The organism is Streptomyces sp. 35G-GA-8 (assembly GCF_023534745.1).
Lineage (GTDB): Bacteria > Actinomycetota > Actinomycetes > Streptomycetales > Streptomycetaceae > Streptomyces.
In genome coordinates, this window is sequence record NZ_JAMHJQ010000005.1 from 267504 (window position 1) to 288306 (window position 20803).

The 20803-nt window shown below is 72.4% G+C and carries 1 protein-coding gene (running past one end of the window); it reads right to left on the minus strand.

All coding sequences use genetic code 11. The annotated features are described in order from the left end of the window. Positions 1–20742, minus strand: the 5' portion of a protein-coding gene (locus tag M1203_RS13120) for a type I polyketide synthase (RefSeq protein WP_249949812.1). 4710 nt of this gene lie to the left of the window's left edge; the window shows 20742 of its 25452 coding nt (coding positions 1–20742); it begins with the start codon at positions 20740–20742; its stop codon lies off the left edge, out of view. Positions 20743–20803: the final 61 nt, after the last annotated feature.

Genomic DNA, 20803 nt, shown 5'->3' on the forward strand with positions numbered 1-20803 from the left:
AACCACCGGGATCAGCACCACACCCGGCACCAGAGCCCCAGCGACGCCCAACGCAGCCAAGTCCGCGACGAGTTCGAGGTCGGCTCCCGCATCACGCAGGGACTCGGCGAGACCCAGAGTGTCCTGGCCCGCCACCGCGATCGTCTGCGAAGTGGCGGCAGCCTGAGTGGACACAGGTGTCCAGTCCAGCCGGAACAGGGCGTCCCGCGCCGACGCGCCCTCATCGCTCAGAGCCTCCGCCGACAGCGCCCGCATCGCCAACGACTCCACCGACGCGACCGGCGCACCCGTCACATCAGCCACCGCGATCGACACCTCACCATCGACCCCACGAACCAGCCGCACCCGCACCGAAGAAGCCCCCGACGCCTGCAACGACACCCCGCCCCACGAGAACGGGACACCACCACTCCCCCGATCAACACCATCCACAGACGAATCCACAAACCACGCGGCATGAAGCCCCGCATCCAACAGCGCCGGATGCAGACCGAACCCCTCCACATCACCCTGCGCGCCCTCCGGGAGACTCACCTCGGCAAAGACCTCGCCGTCCCGACTCCACACGGCCCTCAACCCCTGGAAGACCGGACCATACGCAAACCCCTCAGCAGCCCGCGCATCATAGAAACCATCCAGATCCACCGGCTCGGCATCCACCGGCGGCCAGACCGACGCATCAAAATCAGACCCGACCCCGACACCATCACCCACCGCCAGCACACCCGACGCATGCTGCGTCCACGCCGACTCCACCTCACCCTCAGCGCGCGAATGAATCGCGACCGTACGCCGCCCCGACTCATCCGCCACACCCACCCGCACCTGCGTCTGTACGGCGCCGGAGTCGGGCAGCGTGAGGGGCGCGGCGAGCGTCAGCTCCTCCACGCGGTCGCAGCCGACCTCGTCACCGGCCCGGACCGCCAGCTCAAGCAGCGCGGTGCCGGGGAGAAGAACGCGGCCCATCACCGCGTGATCGGTCAGCCACGGATGTGTCTGGGCGGAGAGCCGGCCGGTGAGCACCACGCCCTCGCCCTCGGCCAGCTCCACCACACCGTTGAGCAGCGGATGCCCCGCCGCCACCAGCCCGATCGCCGCCGCGTCATCAGCGCCGCCCCGCCGACTCCGGGGCCAGAACGCCTGGTGCTCGAAGGCGTACGTCGGCAGATCCACCCGCGACGCCCCGGTACCGGCGAAGAACCCGGCCCAGTCCACAGCGACCCCACGCACATGCAGCTGGGCCAGCGCGGCGACGGCCGTCGACTCCTCGGGCCGGTCCTTGCGGAGGATCGGTACGGTGGCCGCTCCGTCCGGTACGGATTCCTGCGCCATGGCCGACAGCACACCGTCCGGCCCCAACTCCAGGAACGTGCTCACACCCTGCTCGGCCAGCGTCCGCACGCCATCGGCGAAGCGGACCGCCTCACGGACATGCCGCACCCAGTACTCCGCCGAGCACAGCTCCTCCCCCGACGCCAGACCACCGGTCAGATTCGACACGACCGGAATACACGGAACCGCAAACGACAACCCCTCCGCAACCGTTCGGAAGTCATCCAGCATCGGCCGCATCAGAGGCGAATGGAAAGCGTGAGACACACGCAGACGCGCCGTCTTACGACCCCGCTCCGCCAGCCGCGCAGCCACCGCAAGAACCCCGTCCTCATCACCCGAGACAACCACGGACGCGGGACCATTGATCGCGGCAATCGACACCCCGTCCGACAGCAACGGAAGAACCTCCTCCTCCGTCGCCTGCACCGCCATCATCGAACCACCCACCGGCAACGCCCGCATCAACGACGCCCGCGCCACCACCAACCCACAGGCATCCTCCAGCGAGAACACCCCCGCCACATACGCCGCCACAACCTCACCGATCGAATGACCCGCCACGAAGTCCGGCCGCACACCCCACGACTCCACCAACCGGAACAGCGCCACCTCGACCGCGAACAACGCGGGCTGAGTGAAACCCGTGTCATTCAGCGACTCGTCGTCCTCACCCCACATCACCTCGCGCAGCGAGCACCCCAACTCACCGTCCAGCAGCTCCAGCACCGAGTCCAGCGCCTCCGCGAACACCGGGAACCGGCCATACAACTCACGCCCCATCCCCAACCGCTGACTGCCCTGACCCGAGAACAGCACCGCCGTCCTCCCACCGACAACCGCCCCCGACACCGCCAAGGCGTCCGGCTCGCCAGAGGCCAAAGCGGTCAGCGCCCGGACCGCGTCCGCAGAGTCACCCGCCAGCACCACAGCGTTGTTGTCGAAGACCGACCGGCCCGTGGCCAGCGAGTAGCCGACATCCACCGGCCGCGGCTGCGGACCGGACTGGACGTGAGAGAGCAGTCGGCCCGCCTGACCGCGCAGCGCCTCCGGCGTCTTGCCGGAGAGCACCCACGGCACCACACCCGGCTCCACGGCGGGAGCCTCCGGCCTCGCGACCACCGTTCCCCGGATCACCGTGGCCGGCTGTTCCAGGATGATGTGGGCGTTCGTACCGCTGATCCCGAACGACGACACAGCCGCTCGCCTAGCGCGGCCGGCCTCCGGCCACTCCACCGGCTCCGTCAGCAGCTCCACCGCGCCCGCCGACCAGTCCACATGCGAGGACGGAGCGTCCACGTGCAACGTCCGCGGCAGGACTCCATGGCGCATCGCCATGATCATCTTGATCACACCCGCCACACCGGCCGCCGCCTGGGTGTGCCCGATGTTCGCCTTCACCGAACCGAGAAGCAGCGGACGCTCCGGGTCGCGATCACGGCCGTACGTCGCCAGCAGCGCCTGCGCCTCGATCGGGTCACCCAGCGTCGTACCCGTACCATGCGCCTCCACCACGTCCACATCGTCCGCCGTCAGCCCCCCACTGGCGAGCGCCTGCCTGATCACCCGCTGCTGCGAAGGACCGTTCGGCGCCGTCAAACCGTTCGACGCACCGTCCTGGTTGACGGCCGAGCCACGGACCACCGCCAGCACCTGGTGGCCGTTGCGGCGCGCGTCCGACAGCCGCTCCAGCACCAGCATGCCCACGCCCTCCGACCAGCCCACACCATCGGCCGACTCGGAGAACGCCTTGCACCGGCCGTCGGGCGAGAGCCCTCGCTGCCGGGAGAAGTCGACGAACACGGTCGGCGTGGACATCACCGTCACACCGCCGGCCAGCGCCAGCGAGCACTCACCGCTGCGCAGCGCCTGCATCGCCCAGTGCATCGCGACGAGCGACGACGAGCACGCCGTGTCCACCGTCACCGCCGGCCCCTCCAGACCCAGCGTGTACGAGACCCGGCCCGAGGCCAGGCTCGTGCTTCCGCCTCCCTGGAAGCCCTCGAATTCCGGACCGCCCAAGAGGGTGGTGTAGTCGCTGTACATCACACCGGCGAACACGCCGGTCGTACTGCCCTTCAGCGACACCGGGTCGATCCCCGCCCGCTCGATCGCCTCCCAGGACGCTTCGAGCAGCAGCCGCTGCTGCGAGTCGGTCGCCAGCGCCTCACGCGGCGACATTCCGAAGAACGCCGGGTCGAACTCGTCGGCGGTGTGCAGGAATCCGCCTTCCCGCGTGTACGACGTCCCCATGTGGTCGGGGTCCGGGTCGAACAGCCCGTCCACGTCCCAGCCACGATTGGTCGGAAAGCCCGAGATCGCGTCCGCGCCTTCGGTGACCAGTCGCCACAGGTCCTCCGGCGAGGCCACGTCGCCCGGATAGCGGCAGCTCATGCCCACGACCACGATCGGATCGTCGGCCACCACCGCGGTGCGCGTGGCGGCCGGCACGGCCACCGCGGCTTCGGAGCCCAGCAGTTCATCGAGCAGATGGTCGACCAGCGTCTGAACCGTCGGATAGTCGAAGGCCATCGTGGCGGGCAGTCGGAGCCCACTGGCGGTGTTGAGCCGGTTACGCAGCTCCACCGCCGTGAGTGAGTCGAAGCCCAGTTCGCGGAAGGCCCTGCCCGGGTTGACCGCGTTGCCGTCGGCGTGGCCCAGGACCAGGGCGACCTGCCCACGTACGAGGTCCAACAGCACCTCCTGACGCTCAACCACCGTCAGCCCGGCCAGCCGCTCCACCAGCCCCGCCGCCGTAGCCGAACCGGCCACCGCAGCAGCCCGACGCGACCGCGAGCGAATCAACGACCGCAGCAACGGCGGAACCTCACCCCGCCCACGCAGCACCGACAGATCCAGCCGCACCGGCGCCACCACCGCATCGCCGGTCACGAGTGCGGCATCGAACAACGCCACCCCCAACTCCACCGACAGTGCCGGCACGCCCGCACGAGCCATCCGCTCCGCGTCCGCCTCCGACAACGTCCCCGTCATCCCACCCGACTGGTCCCACGGACCCCAGGCGAGCGACACACCCGGCAGGCCCTCGTCCCTCCGGTGCTCCATCAACGCGTCCAGGAACGCGTTACCCGCCGCGTAGTTCCCCTGCCCCGCACTACCGAACAGAGCAGCGGCCGAGGAGAAGACCACAAACGCCGAAAGCTCGTGCTCACGGGTCAGTTCGTGCAGGTTCCAGGCCGCGTCGGCCTTCGGCCGCAGGACCTTGTCCAGCCGCTCCGGCGTCAGCGATCCCACCACACCGTCGTCCAGCACACCCGCCGCATGCACCACGGCCGACACCGTGTGCCCGGCCAGCAGCTCGGCGAGGGCGCCACGGTCCGCGACATCGCAGGCCGCGACCCGGACTTCGGTCCCTTGCAGCTCCAGCTGGGCGACCAGTTCCTCGGCCCCTTCAGCGGCCAGGCCCCGCCGGCTCACCAGCAGCAGCCGACGCACTCCATGCTCGGCCACCAGATGCCGCGCCACGACCGCGCCCAGACCACCCGTACCACCAGTGATCAGCACACTGCCATCGCCATCCCAGGCCAGGTTTGCCGGAAGCCCCGCCCCCGCCGCGCGCACCAGCCGCCCGGCAAGCACCTCGCCGTCCCGCACGATCACCTGCGGCTCATCCGCGTTCAGCACCGACAGCGGAAGAAGCGGGAGAGTCACCGGCCCGGCCGGATCAAGATCGACCAGACCGAAGCAGCCCGGGTTCTCCGACTGCGCCGACCGTACGAGACCCCGCACCGCAGCCGCCGCCACATCAGCGCCACCCACAGCACCCCGCGTCACAAAGACGAACCGCGACTCCGCGAACCGCTCATCCGCCAACCGTTCCTGAAGCTGTCCCAGCACCCGACGCGTCAACGCCCGTACCGAATCAGCCATATCGGCGCCGGGATCCCCGGCCACCGGAATCAGCACCACACCGGGCACCACGGACGCACCGGCCACCAACCCAGCTGAATCCGCGCTCAGTTCGGCCTCGGCACCCGCAGCACGCAGCGCCTCCACCAGGCCCAGGCTGTCCTGGCCGAGTACGGCGATTCGCTGCGGAGTGCTGGTGGACGCGGCAGCCACCGGCAGCCACTCCAGCCGGAACAGCGCGTCCCTCGTCGGCCCACCCTCATCGCTCAGAGCCTCCGCCGACAGCGCGCGCATCGCCAACGACTCCACCGACGCGACCGGCGCACCCGTCACATCAGCCACCGCGATCGACACCTCACCATCGACCCCACGAACCAGCCGCACCCGCACCGAAGAAGCCCCCGACGCCTGCAACGACACCCCGCTCCACGAGAACGGGACCCCACCACCCAGCCGATCCGAGCCATCAACCGACGCACCCACGAACCACGCCGAGTGAAGCCCGGCATCCAGCAGCGCGGGATGCAGCCCGAACGCCTCCGCCTCTCCCTCGACGCCGTCGGGCAGGCTCACCTCCGCGAAGACCTCGCCGTCCCGGTGCCAGGCCGCCCGCAGACCCTGGAACACCGGACCGTACGCGAAACCCTCCGCAGCCCGAGCATCGTAGAAACCCTCCAGATCCACCGGCTCAGCACCCACCGGCGGCCACACCGACGCATCAAAATCAACACCCGCCCCGGCCCCGGCCCCAGCGCCCACGACCAGCACACCCGTCGCATGCTGCGTCCACGGCGCCTCAACCTCCCCCTCAAGACGCGAGTGGATCGCGACCGCACGCCGCCCCGACTCATCCGCCACACCCACCCGCACCTGCGTCTGCACCGCGCCCCGCTCCGGGAGCACCAGCGGCGCGGCGAGCGTCAGCTCCTCGACCCGGTCGCAGCCGGCCTCGTCACCGGCCCGGACCGCCAGCTCAAGCAGTGCCGTACCCGGTACAAGAATCCGGCCCATCACCGCGTGATCAGCCAGCCAGGAGTGCGAGCGCACCGACAGCCGGCCGGTGAGCAGCACGCCCTCGCCCTCGGCAAGCTCCACCACACCGTTGAGCAGCGGATGCCCCGCCGCCACCAGCCCGATCGCCGCCGCGTCGGCGCCGCCGCGCATGCCGTCGGGCCAGAACGTCCGGTGTTCGAAGGCGTACGTCGGAACGTCCACCCGCGATGCCCCGGTACCGGCGAAGAATCCGGCCCAGTCCACAGCGGCCCCACGCACATGCAGCTGAGCGAGCGCGGTGACGGCCGACAGCTCCTCGGCGCGGTTCTTACGGAGGACCGGCACCGTGAGGGCGTCGTCCGGTGCCGACTCCCGTGCCATCGCGGAGAGCACGCCGTCCGGCCCCAGCTCCAGGAACGTGGTCACACCCTGCTCGCCGAGCGTCCGTACCCCGTCCGCGAAGCGCACGGCCTCCCTGACATGCCGTACCCAGTACTCGGCCGAGCACAGCTCCTCCGCCGACGCCAGGCCACCCGTCAGGTTCGACACCACCGCGATGCGCGGCGCCTCGTACGACAACCCCTCGGCCACCGCCCGGAACCCGTCCAGCATCGGGTCCATCAGCGGCGAGTGGAACGCGTGCGACACCCGCAGCCAGGTGGCCTTGCGGCCCTGCTCCTCCAGGCGCGCGGCGACCTCCAGGACCACGTCCTCGTGGCCGGAGATCACCACCGACGAGGGGCCGTTGACGGCGGCGACCGACACCTGGTCCGCTCGCTCGAACAGCAGCGGAAGGACCTCGTCCTCCGTCGCCCGCACCGCGACCATCGCACCACCGTCCGGCAGCGCCCCCATCAGCCGCGCCCGCGCCACCACCAACGCGCACGCGTCCTCCAGCGAGAACACCCCCGCCACGTACGCCGCCGCAACCTCACCGATCGAATGACCCGCCACGAACTCGGGCCGCACACCCCACGACTCCACCAGCCGGAACAACGCCACCTCCACCGCGAACAACGCCGGCTGAGTGAACGCCGTGTCATTCAGCAGCCCGTCGTCCTCACCCCACATCACCGCACGCAGGTCACGGCCCAACTCACCGTCCAGCAGCGCCAGTACGGAATCCAGCGCCTCCGCGAACACCGGGAACCGGCCGTACAGCTCGCGCCCCATCCCCAGCCGCTGCGAACCCTGCCCCGAGAACAGCACCGCCGTCCTCCCACCGACAACCGCACCCGACACCGCCAAGGCGTCCGGCTCGCCGACCGCCAGGCCCGCCAGCGCGCGCACCGTCTCCGCGCGCTCGCCGGCCGACACCACCGCGCGGTGGTCGAACTTCGACCGGCCCGTCGCCAGCGAGAACCCGATGTCCACCGGCCGCAGTTCGGGCCGCGCCTGGATGTAGGAGAGCAGTCGGCCCGCCTGACCGCGCAGCGCCTCCGGCGTCTTGCCGGAGAGCACCCACGGCACCACACCCGGCTCCACGACAGGAGCCTCCGGCCCTGCGACCACCGTTCCCTGAAGCACCGTTACCGGCTGCTCCAGGATGACGTGGGCGTTCGTCCCACTGATACCGAACGACGAGACCCCCGCCCGGCGCGCACGACCGGCCTCCGGCCACTCCACCGGCTCCGTCAGCAACTCCACCGCGCCCGCCGACCAGTCGACATGCGACGACGGCTCGGTCACGTTCAGCGTCCGGGGCAGCACTCCGTGGTGCATCGCCATGATCATCTTGATCACACCTGCGGCGCCCGCGGCGGCCTGGGTGTGTCCCAGGTTCGACTTCACCGAGCCGAGCAGCAGCGGACGCTCCGGGTCGCGGTCGCGCCCGTACGTGGCCAGCAGCGCCTGCGCCTCGATCGGGTCACCCAGCGTCGTACCCGTACCGTGCGCCTCCACCACGTCCACATCGGCCGGCGACAGTCCACCGCTCGCGAGCGCCTGACGGATCACTCGCTGCTGCGAAGGACCGTTCGGCGCCGTCAAACCGTTCGACGCGCCGTCCTGGTTGACGGCCGAGCCACGGACCACCGCCAGGATCTCGTGACCGTTGCGCCGTGCGTCGGACTGCCGCTCAAGGAGGAGCATGCCGATGCCCTCGGACCAGCCGACGCCGTCGGCCGACTCGGAGAACGGCTTGGACCGGCCGTCGGGGGCCAGGCCCCGCTGCCGGGAGAACTCCACGAAGGTGTCCGGGATCGACATCACGGTCACACCGCCGGCCAGCGCCAGCGAGCACTCACCGCTCCGCAGCGCCTGCGCGGCCAGATGCATCGCCACCAGTGACGACGAGCACGCCGTGTCCACCGTGACGGCGGGGCCCTCGAATCCGAAGGTGTACGAGACCCGGCCCGAGGCCACGCTCAGCGCGCTGCCCTGGCCCTGGAAGCCTTCGAACTCCTTGCCGCTCAGGGCCGTGTTGTAGCCGCCGTACATCACACCGGCGAACACCCCGGTCTGGCTGTCGCGCAGTGACACCGGGTCGATGCCGGCCCGCTCGATCGCCTCCCACGATGTCTCCAGCAGCAGCCGCTGCTGCGAGTCCGTCGCCATCGCCTCGCGGGGCGACATCCCGAAGAACGCCGGGTCGAACTCGCCCGCGTCATGCAGGAATCCACCCTGCCGCGTGTACGAGGTGCCCATGTGCTCCGGGTCGGGGTTGTAGAGCGCGTCGACGTCCCAGCCACGGTTCACCGGGAAGTCGGAGACGACATCGGCGCCCTCGGTGACCACCCGCCACAGATCCTCCGGCGACCCGATGCCGCCGGGGAAGCGGCAGCTCATGCCGACGACCACGACCGGGTCGTCGTCGAGCAGGGCCCGGGAGAGTTCCGGCGTCGCGGCGTCGGTGGCCATGTCCGCGTCGGGGCCGACCAGTTCGTCGAGCAGATGCTCGGCCAGTGCCTCGACGGTCGGGTAGTCGAAGACCATCGTGGCGGGCAGCCGCAGTCCGGTCGCCGTGTTGAGCCGGTTGCGCAGCTCCACCGCCGTCAGTGAGTCGAAGCCCAGATCGCGGAAGGCCCGCGCCGGGTCGACGCCGTCGCCGCTCGCGTGGCCGAGCACCAGCGCCGCCTGGCCGCGTACGAGCGTGAGCAGTGTTTCGTGCCGTTCAGCGCGCTCCAGCCCGGCGAGGCGCTCGGCGAGTCCGGCGTCCGTGCGCGCTCCGGGCCCCGCGACCGCCGTGCGCCGGGCAGTGGTCCGGACGAGTCCCCGCAGCAGCGGCGGGACGGCGTCCCGCGCGCGGAACACCGACAGGTCGAGCCGTACGGGTGCCACGGCCGCCTGGCCGGTGGCGAGCGCGGCGTCGAAGAGCGACACGCCCTGGTCGACCGAGAGCAGGGGCATGCCCGCCTCGGCGGCGCGGCGCAGATCGGCCTCCCCGAGGCCGCTCGTCATGCCCGCGCCCTGGTTCCAGGCACCCCAGGCGAGTGAGACTCCCGGCAGGCCCGCCGCCTGGCGGTGCCCGGCGAGCGCGTCCAGGAAGGCGTTGCCCGCCGCGTAGTTGCCCTGCCCCGCGCCGCCGATCACACCGGAGACCGAGGAGAAGACCACGAACGCGGCCAGATCGAGATCCCGGGTCAGCTCGTGCAGATGCCAGGCCGCGTCGGCCTTGGGACGCAGCACCCGGGCCAGTCGTTCGGGGGTCAGTGAACCGATGATGCCGTCGTCCAGGACACCGGCCGTGTGGACGACCGCCGTCAGCGGGCGCTCCTCCGGGATCGCGCTCAGCAGCCCCGCCAGGGCGTCGCGGTCCGCGACATCACACGCCTCGACGGACACCTCGGCGCCCTGTGCCGTCAGTTCGGCGACAAGCTCCGTGGCTCCCTCGGCGGAGAGCCCGCGCCTGCTGGTGAGCACCAAGCGCCGTACGCCGTGTTCGGCCACCAGGTGCCGGGCCAGCACGCCGCCCAGGCCGCCCGTGCCACCGGTGATCAGGACCGTGCCCTCGGTGTCCCAGACCCGGGGCATGGTGAGCACGATCTTGCCGACATGCCTGGCCATGCTCATGAAGCGGAACGCGTCGCGCGCCCGCCGTACGTCCCACGACCGCACCGGCAGCGGCTCCAGCGCACCCTGCTGGAACAGGTCCATGACGGCGACCAGCATCCGCTGGATACCGTCCGGCTCCACCCAGCCGAGGTCGAAGGCCTGGTAGTCCAGACCCTCGGGCAGCTCGCCGGCATCCCGGATGTCGGTCTTGCCCATCTCCAGGAACCGGCCCCCGGAACCGACCAGCCGCAACGACGCGTCCACGAACTCGCCGGCCAGCGAGTTCAGTACGACGTCGACGCCTTCGCCGCCCGTGACCCCGGCGAACGCCGCCTCGAAATCAGTCGTACGGGACGACGCGATGTGATCGTCCGCCACCCCCAGCGACCGCAGCACCTCCCACTTGCCCTCACTCGCCGTCGCGAACACCTCGGCCCCCAGATGACGCGCCACCTGGATCGCCGCCATACCCACACCACCCGCACCCGCGTGGATCAGCACCTTCTCACCACGCCGCACACCACCCAGCTCCACCAACGCGTAGTAGGCGGTGAGGAAGACGAGCGGCATCGACGCCGCCGTCTCCCACGACCAGCCGTCGGGCAGCCGGGTGAGCAGCCGTGCGTCACCGACCACCTGCGAGCCGAAGCCGCCGGAGACCAGTCCGGTCACCGGGTCGCCGGGCCGCAGCCCGGTCACGTCGGGACCCACTTCGGTCACCACGCCCGCGGCCTCGCGTCCCATGCGTCCGGCGTCGCCGGGGTACATGTCGAGTGCCTTGAGGACATCGCGGAAGTTGACACCGGCGGCCCGTACGTCGATCCGTACCTCGCTGCCGGTCAGCGGTTCGAGGACCTCGGGGAACGGGGCCAGGGTCAGCCCGTCCAGGCTGCCCTGCGTCTCGCTGTCGAGCCGCCAGGGCACCCCGGCCGGCGGCACCAGGCCCGTACCCGACTCCAGTCGCGTCAGCCGGCCTGCCAGGACCGCGCCGTCGCGGATCGCCACCTGGGGCTCGTCCGTGGTGAGGGACTGTGCGAGCGACGCGGCGCCGTCGTCCGTGACGCCGAGGTCCACCAGGCCGAAGCAGCCGGGGTTCTCCGTCTGCGCGGAGCGCACCAGGCCCCACACCGAGGCCGCCGCGACATCGGTGGCCTCCTCGTCACCGGCCGCCATCGCGCCCCTGGTGACGAACACCAGCCGTGAGCCGGCGAACCGCTCCTCGGCGGCGAGCCATCCCTGTGCGAGCGCCAGTACGTCGGTGGTCAGCGCGTGGGCGGACGCCACCACGCCGCCCCCGTTCCCGTCCGCGGCTCCGTCCGCGTCCCCGTCCCCGGCCCCGCCCCCGCCCCCGGCCACGGCGACCAGCACCACGTCCGGCACCGGGGACTCCCCCGCCGTCAGCGTCGCCAGATCGGCGTATGTCTCGACGCGCGACCCCGAGGCCGCCAGTGCGTCGGCGAGCCCGAACGCGTCGGGCCCCACCAGCCCGAGAGTCGCGGGCACATCCGTACCGGAAGCCACCGGCACCGGAACCCAGTCGAGGCCGAACAGCGCGTCCCTGGCCAGCGCGGCGTCCTCGCTCAGCTCCTCGTTCGACACCGCCCGTACGAGCAGCGAATCGACCGAGGCGACCGGCGCACCGGACAGGTCGGCGACCATGATTGACACCGCACCGCCGCGGCCGGCGGCCGGGGCGATACGGACCCGGAGCGCGGAGGCGCCCGTGGCGTGGAGCGACGCGCCCTCCCACGAGAACGGCAGTCCTCCGTTGCCCTCCTCGCCGTCGCCCGCGAGGAGCGAGGCGTGCAGCGCGGCGTCGAGCAGCGCCGGGTGCAGTCCGAACGCCGCGGCGTCGCCCTCCGCGCTCTCCGGGAGCCTCACCTCCGCGAAGATCTCGTCGTCGCGCCGCCAGGCGGCGCGCAGGCCCTGGAACACCGGGCCGTACCCGAAGCCCAGCTCGGCGAACCGCTCGTAGCAGCCCTCCGCCGCCAGCGCCTCCGCGCCCTCCGGCGGCCATACCGTCGCGTCGAAGCCGCCGGCCGGGGTCGGGCCGCCGACCGTCAGCACACCCATGGCGTGCTGTGTCCACGACCGCTCGTCGGCGCCGTCGAGCCGGGAGTGCACGGTGATCGAGCGTCGGTCCGTGTCGTCCGCGACCCCGACTCGCACCTGTACCTGGACCGCACCCCGCTCCGGGAGCACCAGCGGCGCGGCGAGCGTCAGCTCCTCGACCCGGTCGCAGCCGACCTCGTCACCGGCGCGGAACGCCAGATCGAGCAGGGCGGTGCCGGGCAGCAGGATCCGGCCCATGACCGCGTGATCGGCGAGCCAGGGGTGCGACTGGACGGACAGCCGTCCGGTGAACAACGCGCCCTCGCCCTCGGCGAGTTCGACAGCCGCGCCCAGCAACGGGTGCTCGGCGGAGCCGAGTCCGGCGGCACGGACATCACCGGCGGCACCGCCCTGGGAGCCGGCCGGCCAGATCCACTGGTGCTGGAAGGGGTAGGTGGGCACATCGACCCGTGACGCGCCGGTTCCTGCGAACACGGCCGCCCAGTCGACGGGAACGCCCCGCACGAACAGCCGCGCGAGAGCGGTGAGGGCGGCGGGTTCTCCCGCGCGGTTCTCGCGGAGCAGGGGTACGGTCACGGCGCCGTCCGGTACGGACTCCTGGGCCATGGCCGACAGCACCCCGTCAGGACCCAGCTCCAGGAAGGTGGTCACACCCTGGTCACCGAGGGTGCGTACGCCATCGGCGAAGCGGACGGCCTCGCGAACATGCCGTACCCAGTACTCGGCCGAGCACAGCTCCTGGGCCGACGCCAGGGCGCCGGTCAGGTTCGACACCACCGGGATACGGGGCGCCTCGTACGACAGCCCCTCGGCCACCGCCCGGAACCCGTCCAGCATCGGGTCCATCAGCGGCGAGTGGAAGGCGCCCGAGACCCGGAGCCTGCTCGTCTTGCGGCCCCGCTCCCCCAGCCGCGCCGCGATCTCCAGCACGGCGTCCTCCGCGCCGGAAATCACCACGGACGAGGGGCCGTTGACGGCGGCGACGGACACCTCGCCGGACAGCAGGGCCGATACCTCGTCCTCGGTGGCCTGGACGGCGACCATCGCGCCACCGGCCGGCAGCGCCCGCATCAACGACGCTCGGGCCACCACCAACGCGCAGGCGTCCGCCAGCGAGAACACCCCCGCCACATGGGCAGCCGCGAGCTCACCGATCGAATGACCGGCCACGAAGTCCGGCCGCACACCCCACGATTCGACCAGCCGGAACAGCGCCACCTCGACCGCGAACAACGCGGGCTGCGTGAAACCCGTGTCGTTCAGCGCCTCGGCGTCCTCGCCCCACATCACCTCACGCAGCGACTGCCCCAACTCGGCGTCCAGCAGCGCGAGTACGGAGTCCAGCGCCTCCGCGAACTCCGGGAACCGGGCGTACAACTCACGCCCCATCCCCAGCCGTTGCGATCCCTGCCCCGAGAAGAGGAAGGCACGCTTGCCGGTGGCCACCGCACCCGATACGGCCGCGGTGTCCGGTTCGGCCGCCGCCAGCGCCGTCAGCGCGCGCTCCGTGTCGGCGGGGTCGCCCGCCAGGACCACCGCGCGGTGGTCGAACACCGAACGGCCCGTCGCCAGCGAGAATCCGACGTCCACCGGCCGCGCTCCCGGGTCCGCCCCGACGACGAGGGACAGCAGCCGTCGTGCCTGATCCGCCAACGCCTGGGGTGTCCTGCCCGAGAGCATCCACGGCACCACGCCCGGCTCGACGCCCGGCTCCACGGACGGGACTTCGGATCCGGCGAGCACCGATCCCCGGATGACGGTGGGCGGCTGCTCCAGGATGACATGGGCGTTCGTCCCACTGATCCCGAACGACGAGACACCCGCCCGGCGCGCACGACCGGCCTCCGGCCACTCCACCTGCTCCGTCAGCAGCTCCACCGCGCCCGCCGACCAGTCGACATGCGTGGAGGGCTCGGTCACATGGAGCGTGCGCGGCAGCATTCCGTGCCGCATCGCCATGATCATCTTGATCACACCCGCCACACCGGCCGCCGCCTGCGTGTGACCGATGTTGGACTTCACGGAACCGAGCAGCAGCGGACGCTCCGGGTCGCGGTCACGGCCGTACGTCGCCAGCAGGGCCTGCGCCTCGATCGGGTCACCCAGCGTCGTACCCGTACCATGCGCCTCCACCACATCGACGTCGTCCGCCGTCAGTCCCCCACTGGCGAGAGCTTGCCTGATCACCCGCTGCTGCGAAGGACCGTTCGGGGCGGTGAGTCCGTTCGACGCGCCGTCCTGGTTGATCGCGCTGCCGCGCAGCACCGCCAGCACCTGGTGACCGTTGCGGCGCGCGTCCGACAGCCGCTCCAGTACGAGCATGCCGACGCCCTCCGACCAGGCGACGCCGTCGGCCGACTCGGAGAAGGCCTTGGACCGGCCGTCGGGGGCCAGGCCGCGGGCGCGGGAGAATTCGACGAAGGTGCTCGGGGTGGACATGACGGTGACACCGCCGGCCAGCGCCAGTGAGCATTCACCGCTGCGCAGGGCCCCCGCGGCCAGATGCATGCCGACCAGGGAGGAGGAGCACGCGGTGTCCACGGTCACCGCCGGGCCTTCGAGCCCCAGCGTGTAGGAGACCCGGCCGGAGGCCACGCTCGGCGCGCTGCCGTTGCCGCGGAAGGCTTCGTACTCCTCGCCGGTGAGCAGCGGTCCGTAGTCGTTGTACATGACGCCGGCGAACACACCGGTCCGGCTGTCGCGCAACGAGACGGGGTCGATGCCGGCCCGTTCGATCGCTTCCCAGGAGAGTTCGAGCAGCAGGCGCTGCTGCGAGTCGGTGGCCATGGCCTCACGCGGCGACATCCCGAAGAAGTCCGGGTCGAACTCGCCCGCCGTGTGCAGGAATCCGCCCTCGCGGACATGGGTCCTGCCGGGGTGGTCGGGGTCCGGGTCGTAGAGGCCGTCGAGGTCCCAGCCGCGGTTGGTGGGGAAGCCGGAAATGGCGTCGCCGCCCTCCGTGACGAGCCGCCAGAGGTCTTCGGGCGAGGTCACCCCGCCCGGGTAGCGGCAGGCCATGCCGACGATCACGATGGGGTCGTCGGCGACCGGCGAGGGCGCCGGTACCGGCGCGGCCGGTGCTTCGGCCCCGGTGCCGAGCAGTTCGTCGCGCATATGGTCGGCGAGGGCGCTCGGGGTCGGGTAGTCGAAGACCATGGTCGCGGGCAGCCGCAGGCCGGTCACGGCGTTGAGGCCGTTGCGCAGCTCGACCGCCGTCAGCGAGTCGAAGCCGAGGTCCTGGAACTGGCGGGACTCCTCGACCTCCGCGGCGTCGGCGTGGCCGAGCACCTGGGCGACCTGGCCGCGTACGAGGTCGAGCAGGATCTCGCGGCGTTCGGCGGCGTTCAGTCCGGTGAGCCGCTGGGCGAGGCCGCCCGCCGTCTGCGAGACCTGGGCGGCGGCGCGCCTGCCGGGGGTGCGGATGAGGCCGCGCAGCAGCGGCGGGATCTCGCCCTGGGTACGGAGGACGGGCAGGTCGAGACGTACGGGGGCGACGGCCGGCGCGTCGGCGGCGAGGGCGGCGTCGAAGAGCGCCACGCCCTGGTCGACGGTGAGCGGCGGCATGCCGGAGCGCGCGATGCGCTCCACATCGATGTCGGTGAGGGTCCTGGTCATGCCGACGCTCTGGGTCCAGGGGCCCCAGGCGAGGGCGAGGCCGGGCAGTCCGTCGGCGCGCCGGTGGGTGGCGAGCGCGTCCAGGAAGGCGTTTCCGGCCGCGTAGTTGGCCTGGCCGGGGCTGCCGAGGGTGGCGGCGACGGAGGAGAAGAGCACGAACGCGGCCAGGTCGTGTCCGCGGGTCAGTTCATGGAGGTTCCAGGCGGCGTCGACCTTGGGGCGCAGCACGCTGTCGAGGCGCGCCGGGGTCAGTGAGCCGATGACGCCGTCGTCGACGACACCGGCGGTGTGGACGACGGCGGTGAGCGGGTGGGCGGCGGGGACGGTCGCCAGCAGTTCCGCGAGGGCGGTCCGGTCGGTGACGTCGCAGGGGGCGACGGTCACCTGGGCGCCCCGCGCGGCGAGTTCGGCCTTGAGCGTCTCGGCGCCGTCGGCGGCGGGGCCGCGGCGGCTGACGAGCAGCAGGTGCCGTACGCCGTGCTCGGCGACCAGGTGCCGGGCGAGGACGCCGCCGAGTCCGCCCGTGCCGCCGGTGATGAGGACGGTGCCCTCGCTGTTCCAGACGGCCCGCTCCTCGGGGACGGCGGCGGGGACGGTGCTCTGGACGCGGGTCAGCCGGGCGGCGAGCAGTTCTCCGCCGCGTACCGCGAGGTCGGGTTCGTCGGCCGTCGCCGCGAGTGCGGAGAGGAGAAGAGCCGGCACGGCCTCCGGGGGGAGTGAGGCCGTGCCGGGGTCGGGGGCCCCTCGGGAAAGTCCCGTCCGGCTCGGAAGTTCCAGGTCCAGGAGACCGAAGCGTCCGGGGTTCTCCGTCCTGGCCGTGCGTACGAGGCCGTGGACCGAGGCGGCGGCGAGGTCGTCGCCCGTGAGCGCGCCATGGGTGACGAACACGAGGCGCGCGTCGGCGAACCGGTCCTCGTCCAGCCACTGCTGTACGTCGTCGAGGACGCGGGCACCCAGCGCGTGGGTGGCCGCCACGACACCCCCGTCCGTGCCCCGGGACGCGCCGTCTGATGTGCCGTCGGATGCGCCGTCGGATGCGCCGTCGGCGGCGATCAGGACCACGCCGGGAACCGGGCCGTCCGAGGCCGCGAGCGCGTCCAGGCCGGGGTGTGCCGTCACCGGGGCGCCCGCCGTACGCAGGACGTCGGCCATGCCGAGCGGGTCGGCGCCGATCACCGCCACCGCGTCGGGTCCGGCCGGGGCCGTGCCCTTCACCGCGGTCCACTCCACGCGGAACAGCGAGTCCCGGTGTACCGCGCCGGAGTTGTCGGGGCTCTCGGTGGGGACCGTGCGGGAGACGAGGGAGTCTACGGAGAGGACCGGGCCGCCCGCCGCGTCGTACACCGCGATGGAGACGGTGTCGTCGCCCGCCGGGGACAGCCGGGCGCGTACCGCCGTGGCGCCCGAGGCGATCAGTGACACGCCCTCCCAGGCGAACGGCAGGCCGCCCCGGCTGATCGCGCCGAGGTCGGTGAAGGCCGCCGCGTGCTGGGCCGCGTCGAGCAGCGCCGGGTGGAGGCCGAAGGCGCTCGCGTCGGTGCCCGCGCCCTCCGGGAGGGCGACGTCGGCGTACACCTCGTCACCGAGCCGCCAGGCGGCGCGCAGTCCCTGGAAGACGGGGCCGTAGTCGAAGCCGAGTCCGGCGAGCCGTTCGTAGCAGCCGTCGAGGTCGACGGGTTCCGCGCCGGCGGGCGGCCATACGGTGGCGTCGAAGCCGGGGTCGGGGGCGCCCGTGCCGGGGGCGACGACACCGGTGGCGTGCTGCGACCAGGGGAGGTCGAAGCCGTCCTCGGCGCGTGAGTAGATGCCCAGCGGGCGGCGTCCCGCGGCGTCGGCGGCGCCGACGCGCACCTGGAGCTGGACGGCGCCGTGCTCGGGCAGTGCCAGCGGCGCGGCGAGGGCCAGTTCCTCGACCCGGCCGCAGTCGACCTCGTCACCGGCGCGGACGGCGAGTTCGACGAAGGCCGTGCCGGGCAGCAGGGCGCGGCCCCGCACGCCGTGGTCGGCGAGCCAGGGGTGGGACCGCGTGGACAGCCGGCTGGTGAACAGCGCGCCCTCGCCGTCGGCCAGTTCGACGGCCGCGCCGAGCAGCGGGTGTCCGGCGGAGCCGAGTCCGGCGGCGCGGATGTCGTCGGCCGTGTCGGGTCCGGCGGCCGGCCAGTAGCGCCGGCGCTGGAACGGGTAGGTGGGCAGGTCGACGCGGCGGGCGCCGGAGCCGTCGTAGAGACCGGCCCAGCGCACGGTGGCGCCGCGGACGTGGATCCGCGCGAGGGCGGTGACCGCGGCCAGTTCCTCGGGGCGGTCCTTGCGCAGCAGCGGCACCATCGCGGCCCGCTCCGTCAGCGAGTCCTGTGCCATGGCGGAGAGGACGCCGTCGGGGCCCAGCTCCAGCAGGGTGGTGACGCCGCGTCCGGTGAGGGTGCGGACGCCGTCGGCGAACCGTACGGCTTCGCGGACATGCCGTACCCAGTAGGCGGCGGAGCACAGCTCCGCGACGTCGGCGATCCGCCCGGTCACGTTCGACACGACGGGGATCGTGGGTTCCTCGTACGTCAGGCTCTCCGCGACGGCGCGGAACTCCGTCAGCATCGGCTCCATGAGCGGCGAGTGGAAGGCATGCGAGACGCGCAGCCGGCTGGTCTTGCGGCCCTGCTCCTCGAAGTGGGCGGCGACGGCCCCTACGGCGTTCTCGTCACCGGCGATCACCACGGACGTGGGTCCGTTGACGGCGGCGATCGACACCCGTTCGGTGACCCCGGTGAGCCGCGCGGCGATCTCGTCCTCGGTGGCCCGTACGGCGACCATGACGCCGCCGGCGGGCAGGGCCGCCATCAGCGAGGCGCGGGCGGCGACGAGACGGCAGGCGTCCTCCAGCGAGAACACACCCGCCACATGGGCGGCCGCGATCTCGCCGATGGAGTGGCCGCCGACGAAGTCGGGGGTGACGCCGAGCGAGGCGACGAGGCGGTAGAGCGCGACCTCGACGGCGAAGAGCGCGGGCTGTGTCCAGCGGGTGTCGTCGAGCGGGTCGGGGTCGGTTCCCCAGACGATGTCGCGCAGCGGGCGGTCGAGATGGGGGGCGAGCGCGTCGGCGGCGGCGTCGAAGGCTTCGGCGAACACCGGGAACCGGGCGTGGAGTTCGCGCCCCATGCCGAGGCGCTGGGAGCCCTGGCCGGAGAAGAGTACGGCGAGCGGGCCCTCGTCGGCGACGCCGTCGGCGAGCACGGTGGGGGGTTCGGTGGCATCGGTCGCGTCGGCGAGCAGTACGGACCGGTACTCGAAGACCGAGCGCCCCGTGGCGAGGGAGTGGCCGATATCGGCGGGCCGGGTCCCGGGGTTGCGCTCGATGAAGGAGAGCAGCCGGGCGCGCTGGTCGGCCAGGGCGGCGGCGGACCGCCCGGAGAGGGCCCAGGGGACGACACCGGGCGGCGTCGAGTCCTCGGCGGGGGCGTTGTCGCCGGAGGCGCCCTCGGCGGGGGCGCTCTCGGTGGCCGGCGGGGCCTGTTCGAGGATCACATGCGCGTTGGTGCCGCTGACGCCGAAGGAGGAGACGGCGGCGCGCCGGGCCCGGCCCGTCTCGGGCCAGGCGACGGGCCGGTCGAGCAGTTCGATGGAGCCGGTGCTCCAGTCGACGTCGTGGGAGGGCTCGCCCACGTGCAGGCTGCGCGGCATCAGTCCGTGCCGCATCGCCATGATCATCTTGATGACACCGGCGGCGCCCGAGGCCGCCTGGGTGTGCCCGATGTTCGACTTGACCGACCCCAGCCGCAGCGGCCGTTCGCGGTCCTGGCCGTAGGTGGCCAGCAGGGCCCCCGCCTCGATCGGGTCGCCGAGGGTCGTCCCCGTACCGTGCGCCTCGACGATGTCCACCTCGGCGGGCGACAGCCGGGCGTTCTCCAGGGCGGCGCGAATGACACGCCGCTGCGAGGGGCCGTGCGGTGCGGACAGGCCGTTGGACGCGCCGTCCTGGTTGATCGCGCTGCCGCGCAGGACCGCCAGCACCGGGTGGCCGGCCCGCCGGGCGTCCGAGAGACGTTCCAGTACGAGGACGGCGGCGCCCTCGCCCCAGCCGGTGCCGTCCGCGTCCTGGGAGAACGACTTGCAGCGGCCGTCGGCGGCCATGCCGCTCTGGGCGGTGAAGGAGACGAACGGTCCTGGCGTCGCCATCACGGAGGCGCCGCCCGCCAGGGCCATGGAGCACTCGCCGTTGCGCAGGGACTGCGCCGCCCAGTGCAGGGCGACGAGTGAGGAGGAGCAGGCGGTGTCGACGGTGACGGCGGGGCCCTCGGCGCCGAGCGTGTAGGAGAGCCGGCCCGAGATGACGCTCGCGGCGTGCCCGGTGGTCGAGTACAGCTCGGCGTCCTCGTCGGACGCCTTGATGACCGTGGCGTAGTCCTGCCCGGCCGTGCCGACGAACACCCCGGCCCGGCTGCCGCGCAGTGTGTCCGGGTCGATTCCGGCGCGCTCCAGGGCCTCCCAGGCGACTTCCAGCAGCAGCCGCTGCTGGGGGTCCATGGCGACGGCCTCACGCGGGGAGATCCCGAAGAACCCGGGGTCGAAGTCCGCCATGTCGTAGAGGAACCCGCCCTCCTGGGCGAGGCTGCGGCCGGGCCCGTCCCCGGCGAGCCGTTCCAGGTCCCAGCCGCGGTCGGCGGGGAAGGCGGCCATGACGTCGCGGCCCTCGGTGACCAGTTCCCACAGGTCCTCGGGGGAGGTCACCCCGCCGGGATAGCGGCAGCCGATCCCGACGACGGCGATGGGCTCCTCGGCAGCGGCCACCAGCCGCTGGTTCTGCTGACGGAGCCGCTCGATCTCCTTCAGGGAGGACCGCAGCGCCTCGACGTACTTGTTGGTGGACGTGCTCATCGGACTCTCCAGATCTCATTCGGTTCGCAGGTGCCGCACGACCGGCGACATCCGCCCGGCG